This window comes from Thalassotalea psychrophila (assembly GCF_031583595.1).
Lineage (GTDB): Bacteria > Pseudomonadota > Gammaproteobacteria > Enterobacterales > Alteromonadaceae > Thalassotalea_A > Thalassotalea_A psychrophila.
The window spans coordinates 4,285,272-4,303,576 of record NZ_CP134145.1; the positions used below are offsets into that span (position 1 = coordinate 4,285,272).

The following is an 18,305-nucleotide window of genomic DNA, read 5'->3' on the forward strand; positions in this document are numbered from 1 at the left end:
GCATGGAGTTGAGGGTTCTGATCTAGATCAACAAACCATTAACTGACGTAACTATTTGTAATTTATTGCTAGGGGATTGTATTACCCAAAGAAATGCTTTTGACAGAATTGACCACCTGTTGATTATCATCCATACCACCGACAATAATGAGCTGGCTTTTATAAATAAGTAAGCCTCTATGATCCATTGATTTATCGTGACTACCTAGCTGCATTATCCACTTATTAGTGTTGGGGTCGAAGAGCCAAATTTCTGAGGTAGCTGGCGCTGCAATACCGTTATAACCCATGCCATTGAAGTTGTATGGATTAGTTGAACCGCCAATAAATAATATAGAACCATTAACACCAGCAGAAGCCATCCTATACCTCCCCTGTCCAGTTGGATGTTCAACCAATTGCCAATCTATTTTAAGAGGATTGCTCTCGTCAATAGTACCCTTTAAGCACTGAGCAATATCTTGATAAGTTCTACGTTTTAATAATTGAGGCTGCACAATAACGCCATCGCAAACTAGTAGAGTATTACCGACAATTGCCCCAGCTTGGCCAAACACCGGCTTACCAAGAAATGGTGATGCTTGTTGCCAACTGTTATTTTTAATGTCATAGACCTGCACCAAGTTTACATTGCCAGCGTTATGCCAACCACTAACTAGATAAATGTACCGTTGTTGATAAACTAGCGCCACACTATCGTCGACAGGTACAGGCATTGAAGGGAGAACTTTATAGGTATCTTTTACTACATCATAGCGGTACACGTCAGGGCTCGATATTTCTTGATGATCACTAGCCACCGTATAACCACCAAACACATAAGCATATGGACCCACACCAACCGCTACCGATGCTAATCGCCCTGGTAAAGGCAAACTCGCAGGAACAGGATTTTTACTTTGCCATTGTTTATTCCCTAACTTTAGCGCCCAAACTCTATTGTGTACGTCTTTATATGTTTTATTTCCCCCTAAGCCCATAAAACTGATGAGGTAGTCGCCCTGAGAAGTTGTTACTTGCGCAACAGCATTATTGGTAACAGGTTCGGGTAAATTGGGTAAAACTAAAGGATTAGCAATAGCAATGAATGAAAAAACGCTAAACAACATAGGGAGAGTGAAACGCATTAAATTTCTCATTGATAACAGGGCTTGCGCCCTGTTTTAGTAACTATTTATGAATGAAGGATACTTTGTAGTACATCAGGTTCAATTAAGTGTACTAAGGTTTCATTCAATTCGGTTAAACGAGCAGTAGCAACAAAACAACCACTATCATCTGATTCAATATATCCATACTCACGTAATGCATTTACTACTGCTGCCTGCGCTTTTCTATCGATAAACTCAGGGGCATTAATATTATGCAGTTTAGACATACGCTTGGCTAATGTTGTTGCATCAGACTCAAGCGATGAACGGCTGATTGGCGCAGCTTGTTTAATAATATTTAAGACAATGGTGTAGCGTTGTACGGTTTCGCTAATACATGCTGACATTAAATTAAGCATATAGGCGGTGTCACATTCTTCATTAATAGACCAGTAACCCGCCTTACTTAATTTAATTAGCCCTTGAGTTTGCAAGGCCGCTAAAATAGATTCTGTTTGCTCAACAATATCGTCATGGCTTTGCCATAAATAAAGCTCAGCTTTAATCAACTGGGCAAGTTGCTCTACTTTATTGTCAATTTCGTCTGTGCTTAATTTGTCGTAAGTTCGTAATAATCGACAAACAACAGACGGCAACATATAGGCATGAATAATATTATTACGGTAATAGCTCATTTCTAAACATGCTTGTTCTGACAGTGAAATAATTTGCCCTAGTTCATCATCAGTAACATCGACTTTATTCAATCGAATGACTGAATCAACCAACTCTTTACCCGATTCTTCAGGGATATAAATATCACTACTAAATGGTGCTGAACGTTGCAATTGAATGAAGAAATCTAACTGTTCTTCTAATTCTTTGCGAGTTAATGCATTATTTTCTGCGGATAATAAAATAAGTGCCGTTAAGGTAACAGAGTTAAGCGCAACCGCTTTGTTAATTTCAGTCATTACCTGATTTGCCATTACGTTAACTACAGGGGTTAACCATTTAGGCTTAGGCGGATCGATAGGGTCAATACTTTCTCGCCATTCGGGTACTTCTTCATTTAAAAATTCATTAATATTCATTGGCTGGCCAAAGGTGACAAAACCTTTACCGTAATTACGTAATTTACGAATTGCTTTAATTATGCCAAATATCGATTCTTTTTGTTTTGAGCTGCCTTTTAATTCTTTGTGGTAACTTGCCACTTCCATAACGTGCTCATAGCCAATATAAACTGGCACTAACGTTAACGGTCTATCGATACCTTTAAGCATGCTTTGTACTGTCATAGACAACATACCGGTTTTTGGCTGCAATAAACGACCAGTACGGCTACGCCCACCTTCAGTATAATATTTCACCGAGTAACCACGATTGAATAATAAGCCTAAGTATTCACGGAAGATAGTTGAATATAAACGATTTCCTCCAAAGCTACGGCGAATGAAAAATGCACCGGCTTTACGAAAAATTGGACCTGCAGGCCAAAAATTTAGATTAATACCTGCAGCAATTCTTGGCGTCACTAACCCTTGATGGTAAATAACATAGGTAAGCAATAAATAATCCATGTGTGAGCGATGACAAGGCACATAAATTATCTCATGCCCCTCTTGCGATAGCGTACGTAAGCGATCTGCATTTTGCACTTTTATGCCATCGTATAAACGATTCCACAGCCAACCTAAAATGCGTTCACCTAAGCGGATCACCGTTTGACGGTAATCAGCAGAAATTTCTTTCATCATGCCAAGAGCTTTTTTCTTCACTTCAGCTTCGCTAACATTTTTAGATTTAGCTTCGTCTGTTATCAGTCGTTTAATCGCAGGATTCGCAAATAATGCGGTGAACATTTGCTGGCGATCCATCAAACGTGGCCCTGTAGCCGCTATAGTTTGACGGTGAAAATGAATACGAGCCATACGGATCAATTTACGAGCAGCAACCTTGTCACTACCTTGAGTTTCTACCATTTCTCTAAAAGATACAGCGGCACTAAAGCGAGCTAAGGTATCTCTACCTAAAAAAATCACCATCCAAAACTTACGAAACATACTTGGTGACGTTTCATCGGCTAGAACATCCCCCATATTAGCTTTTTGTTTGACCGGCGCTCGGCCCCACAATAAATTTACTGGAATTAATTTCGCATTTTTTGTGACGTTACTTTCATGCTCTTTTAATAACGCTAAGCCTTGAGAAAGAGCTTTAGTTTGGCTTCTTGTGATCCAGGGAATAATTGAACTAGGTTTTTCAAGACAAATGCAACGGTTCATTGATTGACCGTTTACCTGAACAGTTTCAAGAGGGTCAGGCATATTAAGTTTCTTACAGGCCATTTGCAGAGCAATTAAATCACTAGCCGATTGATATCTTACGATATAAAAAACATCTTTATTATCGCCTAGTTCAAGTGCCTCAACGTTATCAGGGATAATTTTGCAACGCACTAATAAACGTACAGGCCAAGATAGTAAAAAGTAAAACAATGCTCTCATGGGTATAAAACTCAAGATAAATAGTAAAAGTTTAGAATTATCGTAATTCTAGCATTAATGACGCAAGTTGTTCTATAGAGAGCACTTTTTAAGCAAAAAAAGATAACAAAGATAATGAGAAAAATTAAGCGAGTTTTATAACCAGACTTAACAAGCGAACAGCTTAAAACTACTTGTAGCGCAATAACTTAACCAACATAAAATCAACATAGTGATAACACTTTATTTATAATTACAATTCTTATACTATTGTACAAAAATAAAATCACATGGATGTTGTAGCCTTTAGTAAAGCCTCAAGCAATTCCTAATAAAAAAATAAAAACATTGGAAAAACACATGAAAAAATTACTGTTGGTAATGTGCTTGATAAGCATAGTAACCGCTTGTGGCGGCGGTGGTTCTTCAGAACCTAAACCAGTCCCTACTCCACCTGCCACTACTCCACCTGTAACTTACCAAATAAAAGGTTCTGCAGTTAAAGGAGCGATTGCACATGCTAAAGTTGTTGTTTATCGAGTAGATGTTAATAAAGATCAATTTAAAGGTTCCAAAGTAAGTGAGGGTATAACTGACAATTTAGGATTACTCTCTGAAGTTTTAATTACAGAGCCTTTAGACAGTGTTTACATCTTAGAATTAATCGTAGGTCATGCGACTATTGATTTAAACACCGGTAGAAAACCTTATTTATCAAAATTATCAACCATTGTCAGTAAGGAAGATATAGAAGTTGGTCGCTTCATTTCGTTGACGCCATTTACTACAATGGCACTGAATTCAGTTAACGTTGGCGACGTTGATACCGCAACCGAACTTCTTAATAACACTCAGGAAAAATCAAGCGCTATAATTCAACATTTTGGATTTGGTATTGAGGCTGACTTCAATGTATTTTATACGCCTGCGGCTGTATATGAACAACATTTGGAGAATATCAGTTCAATTGCCGCTTACCGTAAGTCTATTGAGGCATTCGCTGCCTTTATTTATTATATTGAACAAAGTTCTAATTTGAACTCAGATGAAATTTTACGTGCGCTAGCAGCCGACTTTAATGACAGTGCCCTCGATGGGATTATTGCCGAAAAAGCAACTAATGTCTGGTTGCAGAATGCACCTATAAATCACTTACCTGTTCCTAATCTGACTATCGATTCTTCACCTGTAACCGTTGCAAACTTCTTAGAAACCTTTATTGATGAAATTAAAATTACTCATCCAAATTTTGATTTTGACAAATTAAATATCGATGATGCCCTGTTCATCACTAAAGCACTAGGTGGAGATTTTGATGCCGACGGTTGGCCAGATACAATTGATAGCGATGACGATAACGACAATGTATCCGATGAGCTCGATGCATTCCCATTGGATGCAAGTGACTCTATAGATACCGATTTAGACGGAATTGGTAACAACGCCGACACAGATGATGATAATGATGGTGTGTTAGACACAGACGATATATTCCCATTAGATGCTACTGAGTCTGTAGATAACGATCTTGACGGTATTGGCGATAACGCAGATCTCGATGACGACAACGATAATGTATCCGATGAGATCGATGTCTTTCCATTGGATGCAAGTGATTCTATAGATACCGATTTAGACGGAATTGGTAACAACGCCGATACAGATGATGATAATGATGGCGTGTTAGACACAGACGATATATTCCCATTAGATGCGACTGAGTCTGTAGATACCGATATTGACGGTATTGGAGATAACGCAGATCTCGATGATGATAACGATAATGTGCCTGACGAAGAAGATGTATTTCCAACCGATAAAAACGAATATATTGATACTGATAACGATTCTATCGGCAACAACGCCGACACAGACGATGACAATGATGGTGTATTAGATACTGACGATATTTTCCCATTGGATGCTAATGAGTCTGCTGATACAGATTTTGACGGTGTTGGTGACAATGCAGACAACTACCCAACCGATGCTGCATGTTCAGTTTTAAGTGACGGTAATGGCGCTGTTTGTTACTTAACTCTTTTAGCTTCGAATAATCAAGATATTAGTAAGAAAACGGCAAGTGGTGATGTATTTTTTTATTTAGAGTCATTACATAAAATTGTCGAATTTAGTTTACATAGTGGCCATGTAATTAACTTATACAACGTTAGTGATGATGCAAATGTAATAGATATTGCAATCGATGAATCATCAGGCACAATTTATATCGCTTATGATTCAAACACAATCACTTACTTAGATGCAGAACAAAACGAACAACCACTCATCACCTTAGATGCACAACTTTACAAGATTGCAGCAGCTGGTAATTACCTAATTGCTAACCGTTATCGTGGTTTTGACAGTATCGATTTACAGGGCAACATTATCGACGATGAGTACCATTCTAGTCCGTCTTTAAAAATGCTTTGGGATGAGGGAATTGGTTTACTTTACTACCTCGACCAAAGCAACTCTAATCGCAGAATTCGAGTACTAGGAGTTGACCAAGAAACTGGACGTATCGTCAGAGACTCAAGTAGCAGCTATTTCAACCAAGATAGTTCGTTTAAAACAATTGCATTAAAACAAGATGACAACCAATTAATAGTTAGCTCTGGACGAAGTTTTCAAGGTTCTACATTTTTATCTACGGCCAAAATTGAGGCTAACTTTGCCGATGCCATTTGGCCAAGTAATGATCTTTTAGTCACTATTTCTGAAGATAATGAACAAAGCCTAGTGCAACGCTACAACTTTGACGGGAATAAGCTTCTTGAGCAAGTATCAATAGCTGGATCGCCCGTATACGTTGGTTATTCAAACAACAATTACCAAGCGTTAACGAAAACATCTACGGGTTACCAATGGCATGAAATAGTACCTAGCGACGATAGTGATAACGATGGAGTCCTTAACGTTGAAGATGCTTTTGCTATTGATAATTCAGCTTCTATAGATAATGATAAAGATGGTTATCCAGATAGCTGGAACGAAGGCTCTTCACAGCACTTATCAACCACAGGTTTAGTTTTAGATTATTTTCCTGCCGATCAAACATGTTGGTCTATAGAGCATCAAGATGCAGAAGGTTTGTGTAACTATTCAGCAACTATGGGATATTTCCAACCAAGTAAAATATTTAAAGATAACGAAAACATATATTTTTACCACCCGTCGGTTAATTACATCTATCGTTGGTCAATGACGTTAAATAAATATCTTAAACCATTGAAAATATCTGGGTTTGGCGCTTCTACCATTTTACCAACTAATGTTTGGCACGCACCACAAAGTGACCGAATTTACTTAAGTTATAGAAATCACAACAATCTATACAGTGTTGCCTACATCGATACCAATCTTGAAGATAATGCCGAGTTAATTACTTTTGTAAATGATTTAGAATCACTACAACGTGTTACTGAAGCTGGTCGTGTAGTTCTTTTTCATAAATCGTCATACAATACTGACAGTTATGATACCAATGGCAATTATTTAACCACAAGTAATGTTTATTTAAATTATGACCAGCTATATTGGGACCCTATTCAAGAACAAGTCGTTATTACTGACTACAGCACGTTAGGAAAAATTTCGGTTGAACAGTTTAGCGGTGAAATCGCAGTAAATACTCAATATAATTATAGTTCAGGATCGATAAGTCATGTATCTGCCGACTATAACAACATTCTATTAGCTGATAAAAATATCGTAAATAGCGCATCATTCATCAATTTGGGGCAATTAGGAAATTTAGATAGTTTATATCAAAATTATGGTTATAGAGACGCAGCATGGACCAACGAATTTATTGTTACTCTGGATTCAAACCATAGAGATCTTTCAATTTGGCGTAATGATAACTTTGCTTTTGAAGCGCAGATAGAGCTAGATGAGCGATATGTAAAAGCAATTTATTCTCACAATGGACAGGTCTTTGTTATTAGAACTGACTACGGCGAAATCTCAATAGAAAAGCTTACTATTGATGATTTTGATGACGATGGAATGCCAAGTTATTGGGAAGATCAATATGGTCTAAATCCATATTTAGCTTTAGATGCATCAACTGACAATGACTTAGATGGATTAACAAATCTTCAAGAATATCAATATGGTACTAACCCAAACTTAGCCGATACTGATGGGGACAGGCTAAGTGATAATATTGAAATTAACACCCATGGTACTGATCCAAATTTAGCAGACTCCGATCTTGATGGCCTTAGTGACGGTGAAGAGATTTTAGATCACAACACTAATGCCAATTCCATAGACTCTGACAATGACGGTCTTTCTGATTTTGAAGAAATTACTACCCACAACACAAATCCATTATTAGCTGATAGCGATAACGACGGCTTAGATGATTTATGGGAAATAACTTATTCTACTAATCCATTGGTTAATGACGTTAACTCGGATGGTGACCTTGATAACTTAACATTATTAGAAGAATTAGCCGCTGGTACAAATCCAAATATTGCAGATTCTGATGGTGATGGCATTAACGATGGCGACGAAGTTAAAGTTTACTTTAGCTCGCCAATAAACTTCGATACTGATGGTGACAAATTACCTGACGGTTGGGAGCTGAGTTATTCATTTGATTTCATTAGTATCGATAATGCCAACATTGACAGCGACGACGATAGCTTCAGTAATTATGAAGAGTATATATTTGCATCTGATCCATTAGAGATTAATTCTATACCTGTCGTTGATACATGGTATACGTTTCAAGGCAATGCAAAACACAATGGACTTGTACCTGTTACAACCGACATCAATAACTTTACATTGCGTTGGTCAAAACAAATTGATAGCCCTCTTAATGAGCTACAACAAATAGCTTCTGGCGATGGTAAAGTATTTGTCACAAACTATGCTTATCATTCTGAACATGCATTATTGGCTATAAACAGTCTTAACGGTGTAGAGCTTTGGCGAGAGGAGTATTATCGCTTACCGGCACTTAATCCTCCGGCATATCATAATGGGCAAGTATATATTCGCTCAAATGGTCATGATGATTCTTATTTACGTTCATTTAATAGCGATAGTGGTGAATTAAGTTTTGAAGTTTCGTACTCTGATCAATGGTCAAGACATTACGCGCCAACTCCAAATGACGGAAAAATATATATGCCAAGCGGATATTACGGTGGCGTAGTAGAAGCTGATGCACATACCGGCATACAACAATGGCATATTAATGATTCTTGGGAAAGTAACTGGACTCCAGCTGTTGATGAAGAGTATGTCTATTACTTTGACAATGGTTTAAAACTAGCCAATAAAAACACCGGTGCGAGCGTCACTCATATTAACGATTACGATATTGATGGCACAACACCGGTAATTGGCTTAGATAAAGATGCGTATACTATTTATCGAGGTGATTTTTACGCATTTGATTTGCGCACCAAGTCAGTTAAATGGATGTTAGAGTCTCAATTTAGCTATACACCTGCGGTAGGTATTGATGCAGTGTATGGTATTAACAATCGACAATTACAGGCCTTAAATAAAAGTAATGGCCAACTATTATGGTCTTCAAACTTAAATAAATATCTTACAAATAACATCGTTATTAGCCGTGAATTAGCGTTTGTTGCCAGCGACACGGAAACGTTTGCATTGTCACTTACAAACGGCCAACAAGTTTGGTCATATCCTGTAGGTGGCCAATTATCTATCAGTGAAGGGGCATTATTTATCGCGTCAGAAGATGGTCAATTGGTTGCGATAAACATTGACGGCGATAGCGATAATGATGGTATTAACGATTGGTGGGAAGACCGTTTTGGCTTGGATAAAAACAACGTTGATGATGCCATATTAGACCTAGATAGCGATGGTCTTACTAATATTGAAGAATACACGCTGGCAACTGATCCAAATGTTGAAGATACCGACTCTGACGGTTTAAGTGACTTCGAAGAATATACAACGTATCGATCAAACCCTTTATCTAACGACACCGATGCTGATGGTATGGATGATTTATGGGAAGTTAATAATGGCCTAAATCTTCTTGATGCTACCGACAAAGATTTAGATGCAGATGTTGATTCATTAACCAATATTGAAGAGTACATTGAAGCAACTGATCCAAATGATCCATTGTCACTGCCTAGCATTATTGGCGATCTAGATGTGTCTTTTGAAGATCAACTGCTGCCAAGCGATTGGTCCGTTGTCAGCAATGATGGCATATGGAGTATTAACAATGCCATTGCATCAGACGGTGACTATAGCTTGCAACTTGGTAATACCACACAATTAAATATTAGTGGATTCTTCCACGGCAATAATATTTCTATTGATGCCACAGCACTATGCCGATATTCATCTAACGTTTCCATTTCTATTGACGGCGATGAAGTTATGGATATTGCATTAGCGGAAGAGTGGCAATCATTTGACTTTAAAGTGCAGCGCGGCACTCACACAGTAACTATCGATGTTGATGCAGAGTGTGGGATCAGCTTGGACAACATTGTGATTAGCGAGTTACAAAATATCTTGTTAACCGATACCCACTTTGTTACTTCGTATAACCAGAAGTTGAATTTTTTCAATTACGATAATGAACTTGTTGATACCGTTGCTATTCCACAAATTCAATACGACGCAAGAGATTTAAAAGTGTTAGGTGACGGCAGGATTGTTGTTTATAACGGCGTATTTGCACCTGGAATGTCAATTTACAATCCACAACACCATAGTTGGACAACCTTTCATCACCTTGGTTGGGGAACAGTAAATAATGGCACTTACGGTGGCATAGATGGTTTTAATAATTATGTATATGTTACCGATATGCAAATTTCTGGCAGTACCTCTCAAGGTGTTGTTAGATTTAATCTTAGTACCGGATTATCAGAGCACTTTAGCGGTCAAAATAATATCGATTTAACCATTGGTAAAGACAACTTGCTTTATACCTATGATGGTTACAATGTACGCAGTTATAATCCTGAATCGATGGCTGAAATTAAAACAATCACAACCCTTAATGGTCGCTCAATTTCAGTTAAAGCTAATGGTGATATTTATGTTGCAACATGGAATGGGGACATCTATCGATATGATACTGATGGCAACCAACTAGATACGCTAACCTTATCAGACAATAATATTAACGGTAGTTTTTACGATATTAATATTGATAGTAATGGCACATTCTTGCTTTCTAATCGCAATGGCCAAGTGATTCGTATTGATGATCTACTTACTAGCTTTGAAATAGTTAAAGATAACTACAATGCTGACTTTATTAGCATAGTACCTTTAGTCGATGAAGATGCTGATGGTATGCCTTTATGGTGGGAAAATCGCCATGGTTTCTCTGATCAAGATGCAAACGATGCTGTATTGGATCTAGATAACGATCTAGTTGTTAATTTGGATGAATACTTAAATGAAAGCGATCCAAGTTTAACGGACAGTGATATTGATGGTTTGTCAGATCACCTAGAAATTGTGACCTATTTAACCAATCCTGTTGTGGCAGACACTGACGAAGATGGCCTGCTAGATGGTGCTGAAGTTAATGAACATTTCACCAACCCTTTGCTTATAGATAGTGATAGTGATGGATTTAGTGATACTAGTGAAGTTCTACAATATGAAACCGATCCAAATGATATAAACTCATTTCCAGAGGCAATAACATCTTTGACCGAGTCATTTGAAGATCTAAGCTATATTGGCCTTTGGCAAGAAGGACAAGAAAGCAATGCAAGCTGGGCACAAAGCAGCATGAGATCTTCTGCTGGAAGCTATAGCTTGAAATCTGGCGATATAGACGACAGCCAAAAAAGTAGTGTGGTGTATTCAAGTTTGATGAGTGCCGGCACATTCTCATTTCAAGCGATGGTTAGTTCAGAGTCCTGTTGTGACAAACTGTACTTTTATTTAGATGGTGTACAACAGCAAATTTTCACTAATAACACATCATGGCAATCTTATAGTATTGCCATTAGTAGTGGTGAACATATATTTGAATGGCGTTATAAAAAGGATGGTAGTGTCAGCAGAGATGATGATGCCGCATATATTGACGATATATCATTCGTTCAATAACAAGTTAATTTAGGCCTGCAATTGCAGGCCTTTTTATTGTTATCTATCCTCAACGTATGCAAGTTGTGATATTAATTTTTTATCGCTACATCAGCAGTAGTAGAAAGGTTGCTGTAAAAGTTCATCACTTGTTGGTCTTTATCATTTTTATCAATGTAAAAATATGAAAGGCTGCCTTCATAGTAAAAGCTATTATCCGACATTGGCTTAATCAACCATTTATGACCATCGTCTCTTTGCGAATACACACTGCCACTTTCAAATGATAAAGTGCGCTGTGATTCACTATTAACAGAGTAGGTTCCCATCATTGCTTTAATTTTTTCTTCCGAAAGATCAATCGCTTTAAATTCAGGTATATCAATATTTAAAGCTTTCGCGGCAAGTAATAAAGCTAGGTTTTGCGGATTACCAGAGTCATTATTATTAAGGACGGCAATATATAAATCTTCTTCAGGTATATATAGAGCATTAGTAACAAAGCCATGAATACCGCCACCGTGACCAATAGCGTCAAATTTGTTTACTTTAAATAAGCCTAAACCATAACCATAATCTGACATAGATTTATCGTTTAACTCAAACTCTGAAACCATTTGTTGGTAGCTATCTTTAGAAATTAATGTGCCATTTCTAAGTGCATAAAACCAAATATTTAAATCATCAACTGTTGATAATAATGAGCCTGCAGCATGTGGCCACATCATGTTTATCGGATCAGCATTTACATAACCATGTTCTGAACGAGAGTAACCATTAGCCCGATTAGTAATAAGCTGTGTACCGCCATATTGGCTATTTTTCATGCCTAATTTAGCGAAAATATGCTGTTCAACAAAATCAGCATAACTTTCACCACTGGCAACTTCTATAATTTTTCCTAACAACACATAACCAGTATTAGAGTAGCGCATAGCTTCACCCGTTTTTAACGGCATAGGATGCTTAGCGAACTCTTTTAGCATATCGTCGAGTGTTGTAGCTGTTGGTATCAGGTTATTCCATATATTTTCATCCTCTGTGTAATTGGCAATGCCTGAAGTATGAGTTAATAAATGCTCTATGGTGACAACTTGTCCTTCTGTTGGGAATTCAGGTACATATTTGTGAATATTATCGCTAACTGACAACTTATTTTGTTCTTGTAAGATCATTATTGCCGCGGCAGTAAATTGTTTAGTAATTGAACCTAGGCGAAATACACTGTCAGTTGTTAACGCAATATTATGCTCTATATTGGCAAGGCCACGGGCACCTTTATATAAAACTTTACCGTTTTGGCTAATAATAACTGCAACCCCAGGGCCTTTTGATTCAACATTATTGATTAGAATATTTTCATAGTTTTTCTTACTGTCGTTTTCTGCAGCTATGGTCATATTCAAGCCAAAACTTAACAGCAATACAGCACATATTGTTCTTTTCATTTTTCTTTCTAACCTTTTGTAAAATAGTTGTTAATTAATATACCTTACTCATGGTATTTAAATAACCAAAGCGGTTAAATTGCTAAGCATTAAATTGTTAGAATTTATGTTTATCGGCTCATACCCACTATCGTATTCGCGATTTAAAAGTTAACCCTATAAACTCGTCAATCAAACATTTAGGGGTGCTTCATTTAAATCTATTTTTTCTAACTGTAACCATTTACTCATATTATTCGTATTTAAATAGTATATCGCTTGTTTATGTAGTGCGATGGTTGGCCTTTCCACTGTGGCGATATCTCTGTTTTTTTTCTTAACTACTAAGAGTTAGCTAATGCTGCAGACGGGAAAAATTAAAGACATAAATAACAGCTCTCATAGCAAACAAGGGAGGGTTATTTTCAATAAATTTGCTTCCGTGCTAGGATATTTAAATAACAGAATTGTAATATTTTCGTGTTTCATAGTTTCAAATGAAGAGGCCTTTGGTGCAAGGGTGAATAAAAAAAACATCTCACAGCAGCAGTCTGATAGTTATCGTTGGTCTACTCTAATGGTAAGTGCTCAAGCGGGTAATGAATCTGATTACCAACAGTTACTATCTGAATTGGCTAATGTTATTCATGCATATCTGCGTAAACGGTTAGGTAATCAAAATTTTATTGAGGATTGTGTGCAGGAATCCTTGTTAGCGATACACAAAGCACGTCATACATATGATCCTAAACGACCATTCCGTCCTTGGTTTTTTACCATTGTTCGTCACAAGATGATCGATTACCTAAGACATAAAAAAACCTTCCGAAAAATTATTGAACATCATCAACAAGAAGAAGAAATTCGTAATCAGGGAGTTCAACCAAACATGTTGGAACACAGCATCGACAATGGCAGTTTATTGAACGCGTTGCCAACACAGTACAAAGAAGTATTAACCTTAACTAAACTGTTAGGCTTCACTGGTGCTGAGACAGCAAAACAGCTGGGAATTTCCGAAAGTGCAGTTAAAGTTCGGGTGCACAGAGCCATAAATAAACTTAGGCAAATAATAGAGGCTGAAGACTAATGAAAAACCGAGAAACATTCATTGCTGAACTCAGCAAAAACCTGGCACCGGTTAAGCGAATGCCAAGCGTTAATCTGTTTGCCGTTTCATGGTTTATCGTTAGTGCTGTTTATGTAGTCATAGTAATGCATTTATTTGGCCCCATTCGGCCAGGTGCTTTATCTCAGCTTATTTCATCACCGCGTTTTTTGTTAGAAACTCTGTTAGGTGTTGCGGCCATCTTTTGGGTCAGTTTGCTCGCTTTTCGTGATGCAGTACCCGGGGCACTTAGCCGGCGCTTTATGATCGGCGGTTTTATTATGATGACACTATGGCTCTCGCAGTATGTGATCGGTATTGTGTCACCCGCTCTTGAGCCTTCCACCTTAGGGAAGCGAGATTTATGCGGATACGAAACGATGCTTTATTCATTGCCTCCCATTTATTTGGCCTGGTTTCTGGTTCGTCGCTTCTACCCTTTACACCCAATGCGTACGGCAATGTCGATCAGCCTTGCTTCCGGTATGATACCCGCACTGTATATGCAGATCGCATGTATGTATGACCCTAGTCATATTCTAAAATTTCATATAACCCCAGGTCTTTTGATGGTACTTATTGGTGTAGCGATCGCTTGGTATTGGCAACCAATTAACAAACAACGAGTTTAATTGGGTAATAAACTGAGCAGGTCTAATTTTCATTGTTGATGAAGAAAAGCCTTTGAATATATATTCAAAGGCTTATTTAAGTTTTTACTAAATGTGGTAGGGATTTAAGGCTCGGTTCTTCCTGGTCCAAGCAAAGGACATAGAAAGTAGAAATCATCCTCATCCATCATGCCATTTGGATTAGCATCTACCCACCAACGGCCACCATAATAGCCGACATCTGTAGGGCCAAATTCCGTTTGCACACCGGTGGGTCCAGCCATTTGCAATTGTTGAAAATTGTCAGTCCCATTGTATGGTAACTCTTTCAGTAGAAGCGTATCGTAATATAAATTTTGAGACGTGACGTAAATCACTGGTATTTCAGGTGCTCCTCTACCTTTGGTCCGCTCTTTGGCATTTACACTGGTAGTTGTCAGAGCAATAATTCCCGCCAGGGTAATTGCTGTTACAGATTTTAATGTGTTCATAATAGTGTTTTCCTTTTCGGTCATTAACATGCTTTCAATAAGGTACATATGTGAACTACTCTCAGCAGATGCTGATTCACCAACCTTTGATAGGGTCAACAACTAATACGTAAGAAAAGATAAAATAGTTACAGGAGGGAAAATATAGCTCTATTAATGTTAATTATTGAGCTTCATTTTGCGTCGGCGAATGCCACTTTGCTCTCGGTTTCAGAAATAAAAAAGAGCGCCGTCATCCTGCGCGAGCCAAAGCGAGACGCGGGACCTCCCGACGTATACTGTGGATATAAAAGACAATAAAATAAGAATGTTATAAGCACACTGTAACTGAAGGAGGTCCCCGATGTCGCTTGAGCTCCTCGAGGATGACGTTGTATTTTTTCTGATATTTTAAACCGTCAGCAAAGTGGCATTAACTGACACCAACATCAACTAACGCTAATAGAGCCGAAAATATATTTTTATTTAATCTTGAAAGTTAACATCTCGGCGTAATGAATAGTTAATCCCTGAATCATCATCTAACTCTTCTGCATAGAGTCTTCCTGAATAAACCGCTGAAGCAATTGGTCCCGGCGCTTCACAATCACCTATTCTACAAATTGATTTTGTTGCTCCTGCCTTGCCATCTTCCATTAACTGCTGTAATTCGTAATATAAATTATCCGTAGGCAAACGTGCGGTTACCATTACAATGGCATCAGCTTTAAGAGATGATTCTTGTTCAGTATACATACACTCTAAGGTAATATTTTCACCATCAAATGCGTCGATGTTTTGTGAGAACACCAACTTAACCCCTGCTTCCATTAAAGACTTTTGCGCCGTTGGCTGTTCCGTTGTATAAACGCCAAAAGAACAGGCCATATCGGCTGTTGAAACAAAAGTAACATCGCAACCGGCGCGTTGTAGCATTTCTGCAATTACCGGTCCCATGTAGTAATAATCATCATCAAAAACCACTACTCGCCCTTCTGGCAACCTACCCGCCATAATGTCATCAGGAGTAAATATTTGTTTCGAATGGTTCAAGTTTTCAATAGGCATGGTATTGGTTCGGCCAAAACCGTCGCTTCGCCACTTGGCTCCGGTAGCAATAACAATGTGATCAGCTTCGGCCATTAGCGCTTCTTCAGCGGTTAATTTACTATCGAGGAATACATCAACATTGGGAAGTTTCAAAAATTGCTGTTCTCGATAATCTTTTACCCGAACCCACTCACTTAACGATGGTAAACGTGACTCTTGAGCAACGCGACCACCAATCTCTTTACGCGCCTCTGATAACATTACATTGTAACCCCGTTTGCCAAGAGCATGAGTTGCTTCAAGGCCAGCAGGCCCTGCACCTATGACTAAAACAGAACTTTCTGAGCCTTTTTCACGAATATTTTCAGGATGCCAGCCACGTCGCCACTCCTCTCCCATAGTCGGGTTTTGGGTACAACGAATTGGTATGCCTAATTGGTCACCGGTGTAACACATATTACAACCAATACACTCGCGAATATCCTCAAAACGACCTTCTTCAACTTTCTTCGGTAAAAATGGGTCGGCAATAGACGGCCTTGCCGCACCAATCATATCAACCACACCGCGCTTTATTTGATTTACCATAGTATCTGGAGAAGTGAAACGACCCACCGCAACAACAGGCTTGCTGGTCATCTCTTTTACGTAACTCATGTATGGCTCGTTACCACCTTCATTAACAAATCGTGAAGTACCCAGCTCAATATCCCAACTAGCAGCGGTTACATCCCAAAGATCGGGCAGTTCGGCAACCTGCATAAAAAACTCGCGAGTCTCTTCAGTTACCGGCTGGTTATTCTTCATTCGCTCATCATCGGGTGAAAACCGTACTGCAACGGCCATAGTGTCACCAACAGTATCTTTTAATACTTCGATGGTTTCGCGCAACAAGCGCGATCTATTTTGCACGCTGCCACCGTATTCGTCGGTGCGATCGTTTGTACCTACACGTTGAAAGTTGTGCAACAGATCATTGTGGTTTGCATAGGCGTAAACAATATCAAAGCCTGCTTCTTTCGCTCTTAATGCCGCATCTTTATACCATTGACGAAGATCACGAAAATCCTGCTTATCCATTTTTCTCGACTGAAACGGAAAGCCTTTCCAACTGGGTTTCGAATTAACATCAAATGGCACATTGCGGGTATAAAGGTTAGAGGCTGTTGCCCCACCATACCAAAGCTCAACACCGGCTAACGCACCATGCTCATGCATTTTTTCGGTCATCATTAGATGTGCTCTAATATCAGATTTATCCCAAAGAGAGGCGTATGGACAAAGTAAATCATCAGAGCTTGGATGAATAGAGCAATATTCGGTGTTGATCACTCCCCAACCACCTTCAGCTTTCATACCTCGCATTGCAGCCAACATGTTTGGGCGCTGCCAGCCCATGCCCGTACAATGAGGTACTTGATAGAAGCGATTTTTGGCCGTCACCGGGCCAATTTTTAATGGTTCAAATAAAATGTCAAAACGGGGTTCACGAGTCATTACTAAATTCCAGTAAGGCTAAAAAAAGCGAATGCAATGTTATTGGTATTAGGAAAAAGTATACCGTAGAAACTGCCTACATGGGCTACCACTAAAGGGGTGGAATAGATGTAACTAAGGTATTGATTAGTCTATTTTTTGTTATATCAGTAAAGTCATTTATGACGTTGGTTAATCTATATCATAATCTATTACAACAATATCGGTAATTGGGTGGGATTGACAGGTTAATATCATTCCATCAGCAACTTCTTCATCAGTAAGGTAATGATTTTCATCCATTTTCACCTTACCTTTAATAAGTCTGGCTTTACAAGTTCCACATACTCCAACCTTGCAGGAAAACGGCAAATCGACCCCTCGATCTATTGCCGCATCGAGAACATTGTCACCATTGGCGGCTAAATCAAGCGTAGTTTTAATGCCATTAACCTGCACTGATACACAGGAAATTGCTAATGTGAGAAAGTCCTTGTCCATATAATT

General features: G+C 38.4%; 9 protein-coding genes. 3 read left to right on the forward strand and 6 right to left on the reverse strand.

The genetic code is table 11. The features are described from left to right. Nucleotides 1-68: 68 nt before the first annotated feature. Nucleotides 69-1,127, reverse strand: a complete 1,059-nt coding sequence (locus tag RGQ13_RS17890) for a Kelch repeat-containing protein (RefSeq protein WP_348391086.1) — start codon at nucleotides 1,125-1,127, stop codon at nucleotides 69-71. 47 nt (nucleotides 1,128-1,174) lie between these two features. Next, a complete protein-coding gene (plsB, locus tag RGQ13_RS17895; RefSeq protein WP_348391087.1) occupies nucleotides 1,175-3,601 on the reverse strand; it encodes a glycerol-3-phosphate 1-O-acyltransferase PlsB in 2,427 nt (808 codons plus the stop codon). A 339-nt stretch (nucleotides 3,602-3,940) separates the two neighbouring features. Here plsB and RGQ13_RS17900 point away from each other — a divergent pair, with 339 nt between their 5' ends. Continuing rightward, nucleotides 3,941-11,677: an outer membrane protein assembly factor BamB family protein gene (locus tag RGQ13_RS17900; protein WP_348391088.1), complete on the forward strand. Its 7,737-nt coding sequence runs from the start codon at nucleotides 3,941-3,943 to the stop codon at nucleotides 11,675-11,677. 71 nt (nucleotides 11,678-11,748) lie between these two features. Here the strand turns inward: RGQ13_RS17900 and RGQ13_RS17905 are convergent, their stop codons facing one another. Beyond that, nucleotides 11,749-13,104 carry a serine hydrolase domain-containing protein gene (locus RGQ13_RS17905; RefSeq protein ID WP_348391089.1) on the reverse strand — a complete coding sequence of 452 codons (1,356 nt, stop codon included), beginning with the start codon at nucleotides 13,102-13,104 and terminating at the stop codon, nucleotides 11,749-11,751. 499 nt (nucleotides 13,105-13,603) lie between these two features. On the opposite strand from RGQ13_RS17905, the gene RGQ13_RS17910 reads away from it, so the two are divergent. Further along, the gene (locus tag RGQ13_RS17910; protein WP_348391090.1) at nucleotides 13,604-14,173 is read left to right on the forward strand and encodes an RNA polymerase sigma factor; all 570 of its coding nucleotides are present in this window, start codon (nucleotides 13,604-13,606) and stop codon (nucleotides 14,171-14,173) included. Then, nucleotides 14,173-14,823: an NrsF family protein gene (locus RGQ13_RS17915; RefSeq protein WP_348391091.1), complete on the forward strand. Its 651-nt coding sequence runs from the start codon at nucleotides 14,173-14,175 to the stop codon at nucleotides 14,821-14,823. The genes RGQ13_RS17910 and RGQ13_RS17915 overlap by 1 nt, the downstream gene beginning before the upstream one ends. A 104-nt stretch (nucleotides 14,824-14,927) precedes the next feature. Here RGQ13_RS17915 and RGQ13_RS17920 read toward each other — a convergent pair whose 3' ends face one another. From RGQ13_RS17920 to RGQ13_RS17930, 3 genes are all read right to left on the reverse strand, one after another. Next, nucleotides 14,928-15,293: a hypothetical protein gene (locus tag RGQ13_RS17920; protein ID WP_348391092.1), complete on the reverse strand. Its 366-nt coding sequence runs from the start codon at nucleotides 15,291-15,293 to the stop codon at nucleotides 14,928-14,930. 465 nt (nucleotides 15,294-15,758) lie between these two features. Further along, a complete protein-coding gene (locus RGQ13_RS17925; protein WP_348391093.1) occupies nucleotides 15,759-17,819 on the reverse strand; it encodes an oxidoreductase in 2,061 nt (686 codons plus the stop codon). Nucleotides 17,820-17,990: 171 nt separating this feature from the next. Then, complete coding sequence (locus RGQ13_RS17930; RefSeq protein WP_348391094.1) at nucleotides 17,991-18,299, reverse strand: 2Fe-2S iron-sulfur cluster-binding protein; 309 nt, start codon at nucleotides 18,297-18,299, stop codon at nucleotides 17,991-17,993. Between the last annotated feature and the right edge of the window lie 6 nt (nucleotides 18,300-18,305).

Coding starts and splice junctions, on each gene's coding strand:
- RGQ13_RS17915 (WP_348391091.1), top strand. CDS start 14,173: ATGAAAAACCGAGAAACATTCATTGCTGAACTCAGCAAAAACCTGGCA.
- RGQ13_RS17905 (WP_348391089.1), bottom strand. CDS start 13,104: ATGAAAAGAACAATATGTGCTGTATTGCTGTTAAGTTTTGGCTTGAAT.
- RGQ13_RS17925 (WP_348391093.1), bottom strand. CDS start 17,819: ATGACTCGTGAACCCCGTTTTGACATTTTATTTGAACCATTAAAAATT.
- RGQ13_RS17900 (WP_348391088.1), top strand. CDS start 3,941: ATGAAAAAATTACTGTTGGTAATGTGCTTGATAAGCATAGTAACCGCT.
- RGQ13_RS17930 (WP_348391094.1), bottom strand. CDS start 18,299: ATGGACAAGGACTTTCTCACATTAGCAATTTCCTGTGTATCAGTGCAG.
- RGQ13_RS17920 (WP_348391092.1), bottom strand. CDS start 15,293: ATGAACACATTAAAATCTGTAACAGCAATTACCCTGGCGGGAATTATT.
- plsB (WP_348391087.1), bottom strand. CDS start 3,601: ATGAGAGCATTGTTTTACTTTTTACTATCTTGGCCTGTACGTTTATTA.
- RGQ13_RS17890 (WP_348391086.1), bottom strand. CDS start 1,127: ATGCGTTTCACTCTCCCTATGTTGTTTAGCGTTTTTTCATTCATTGCT.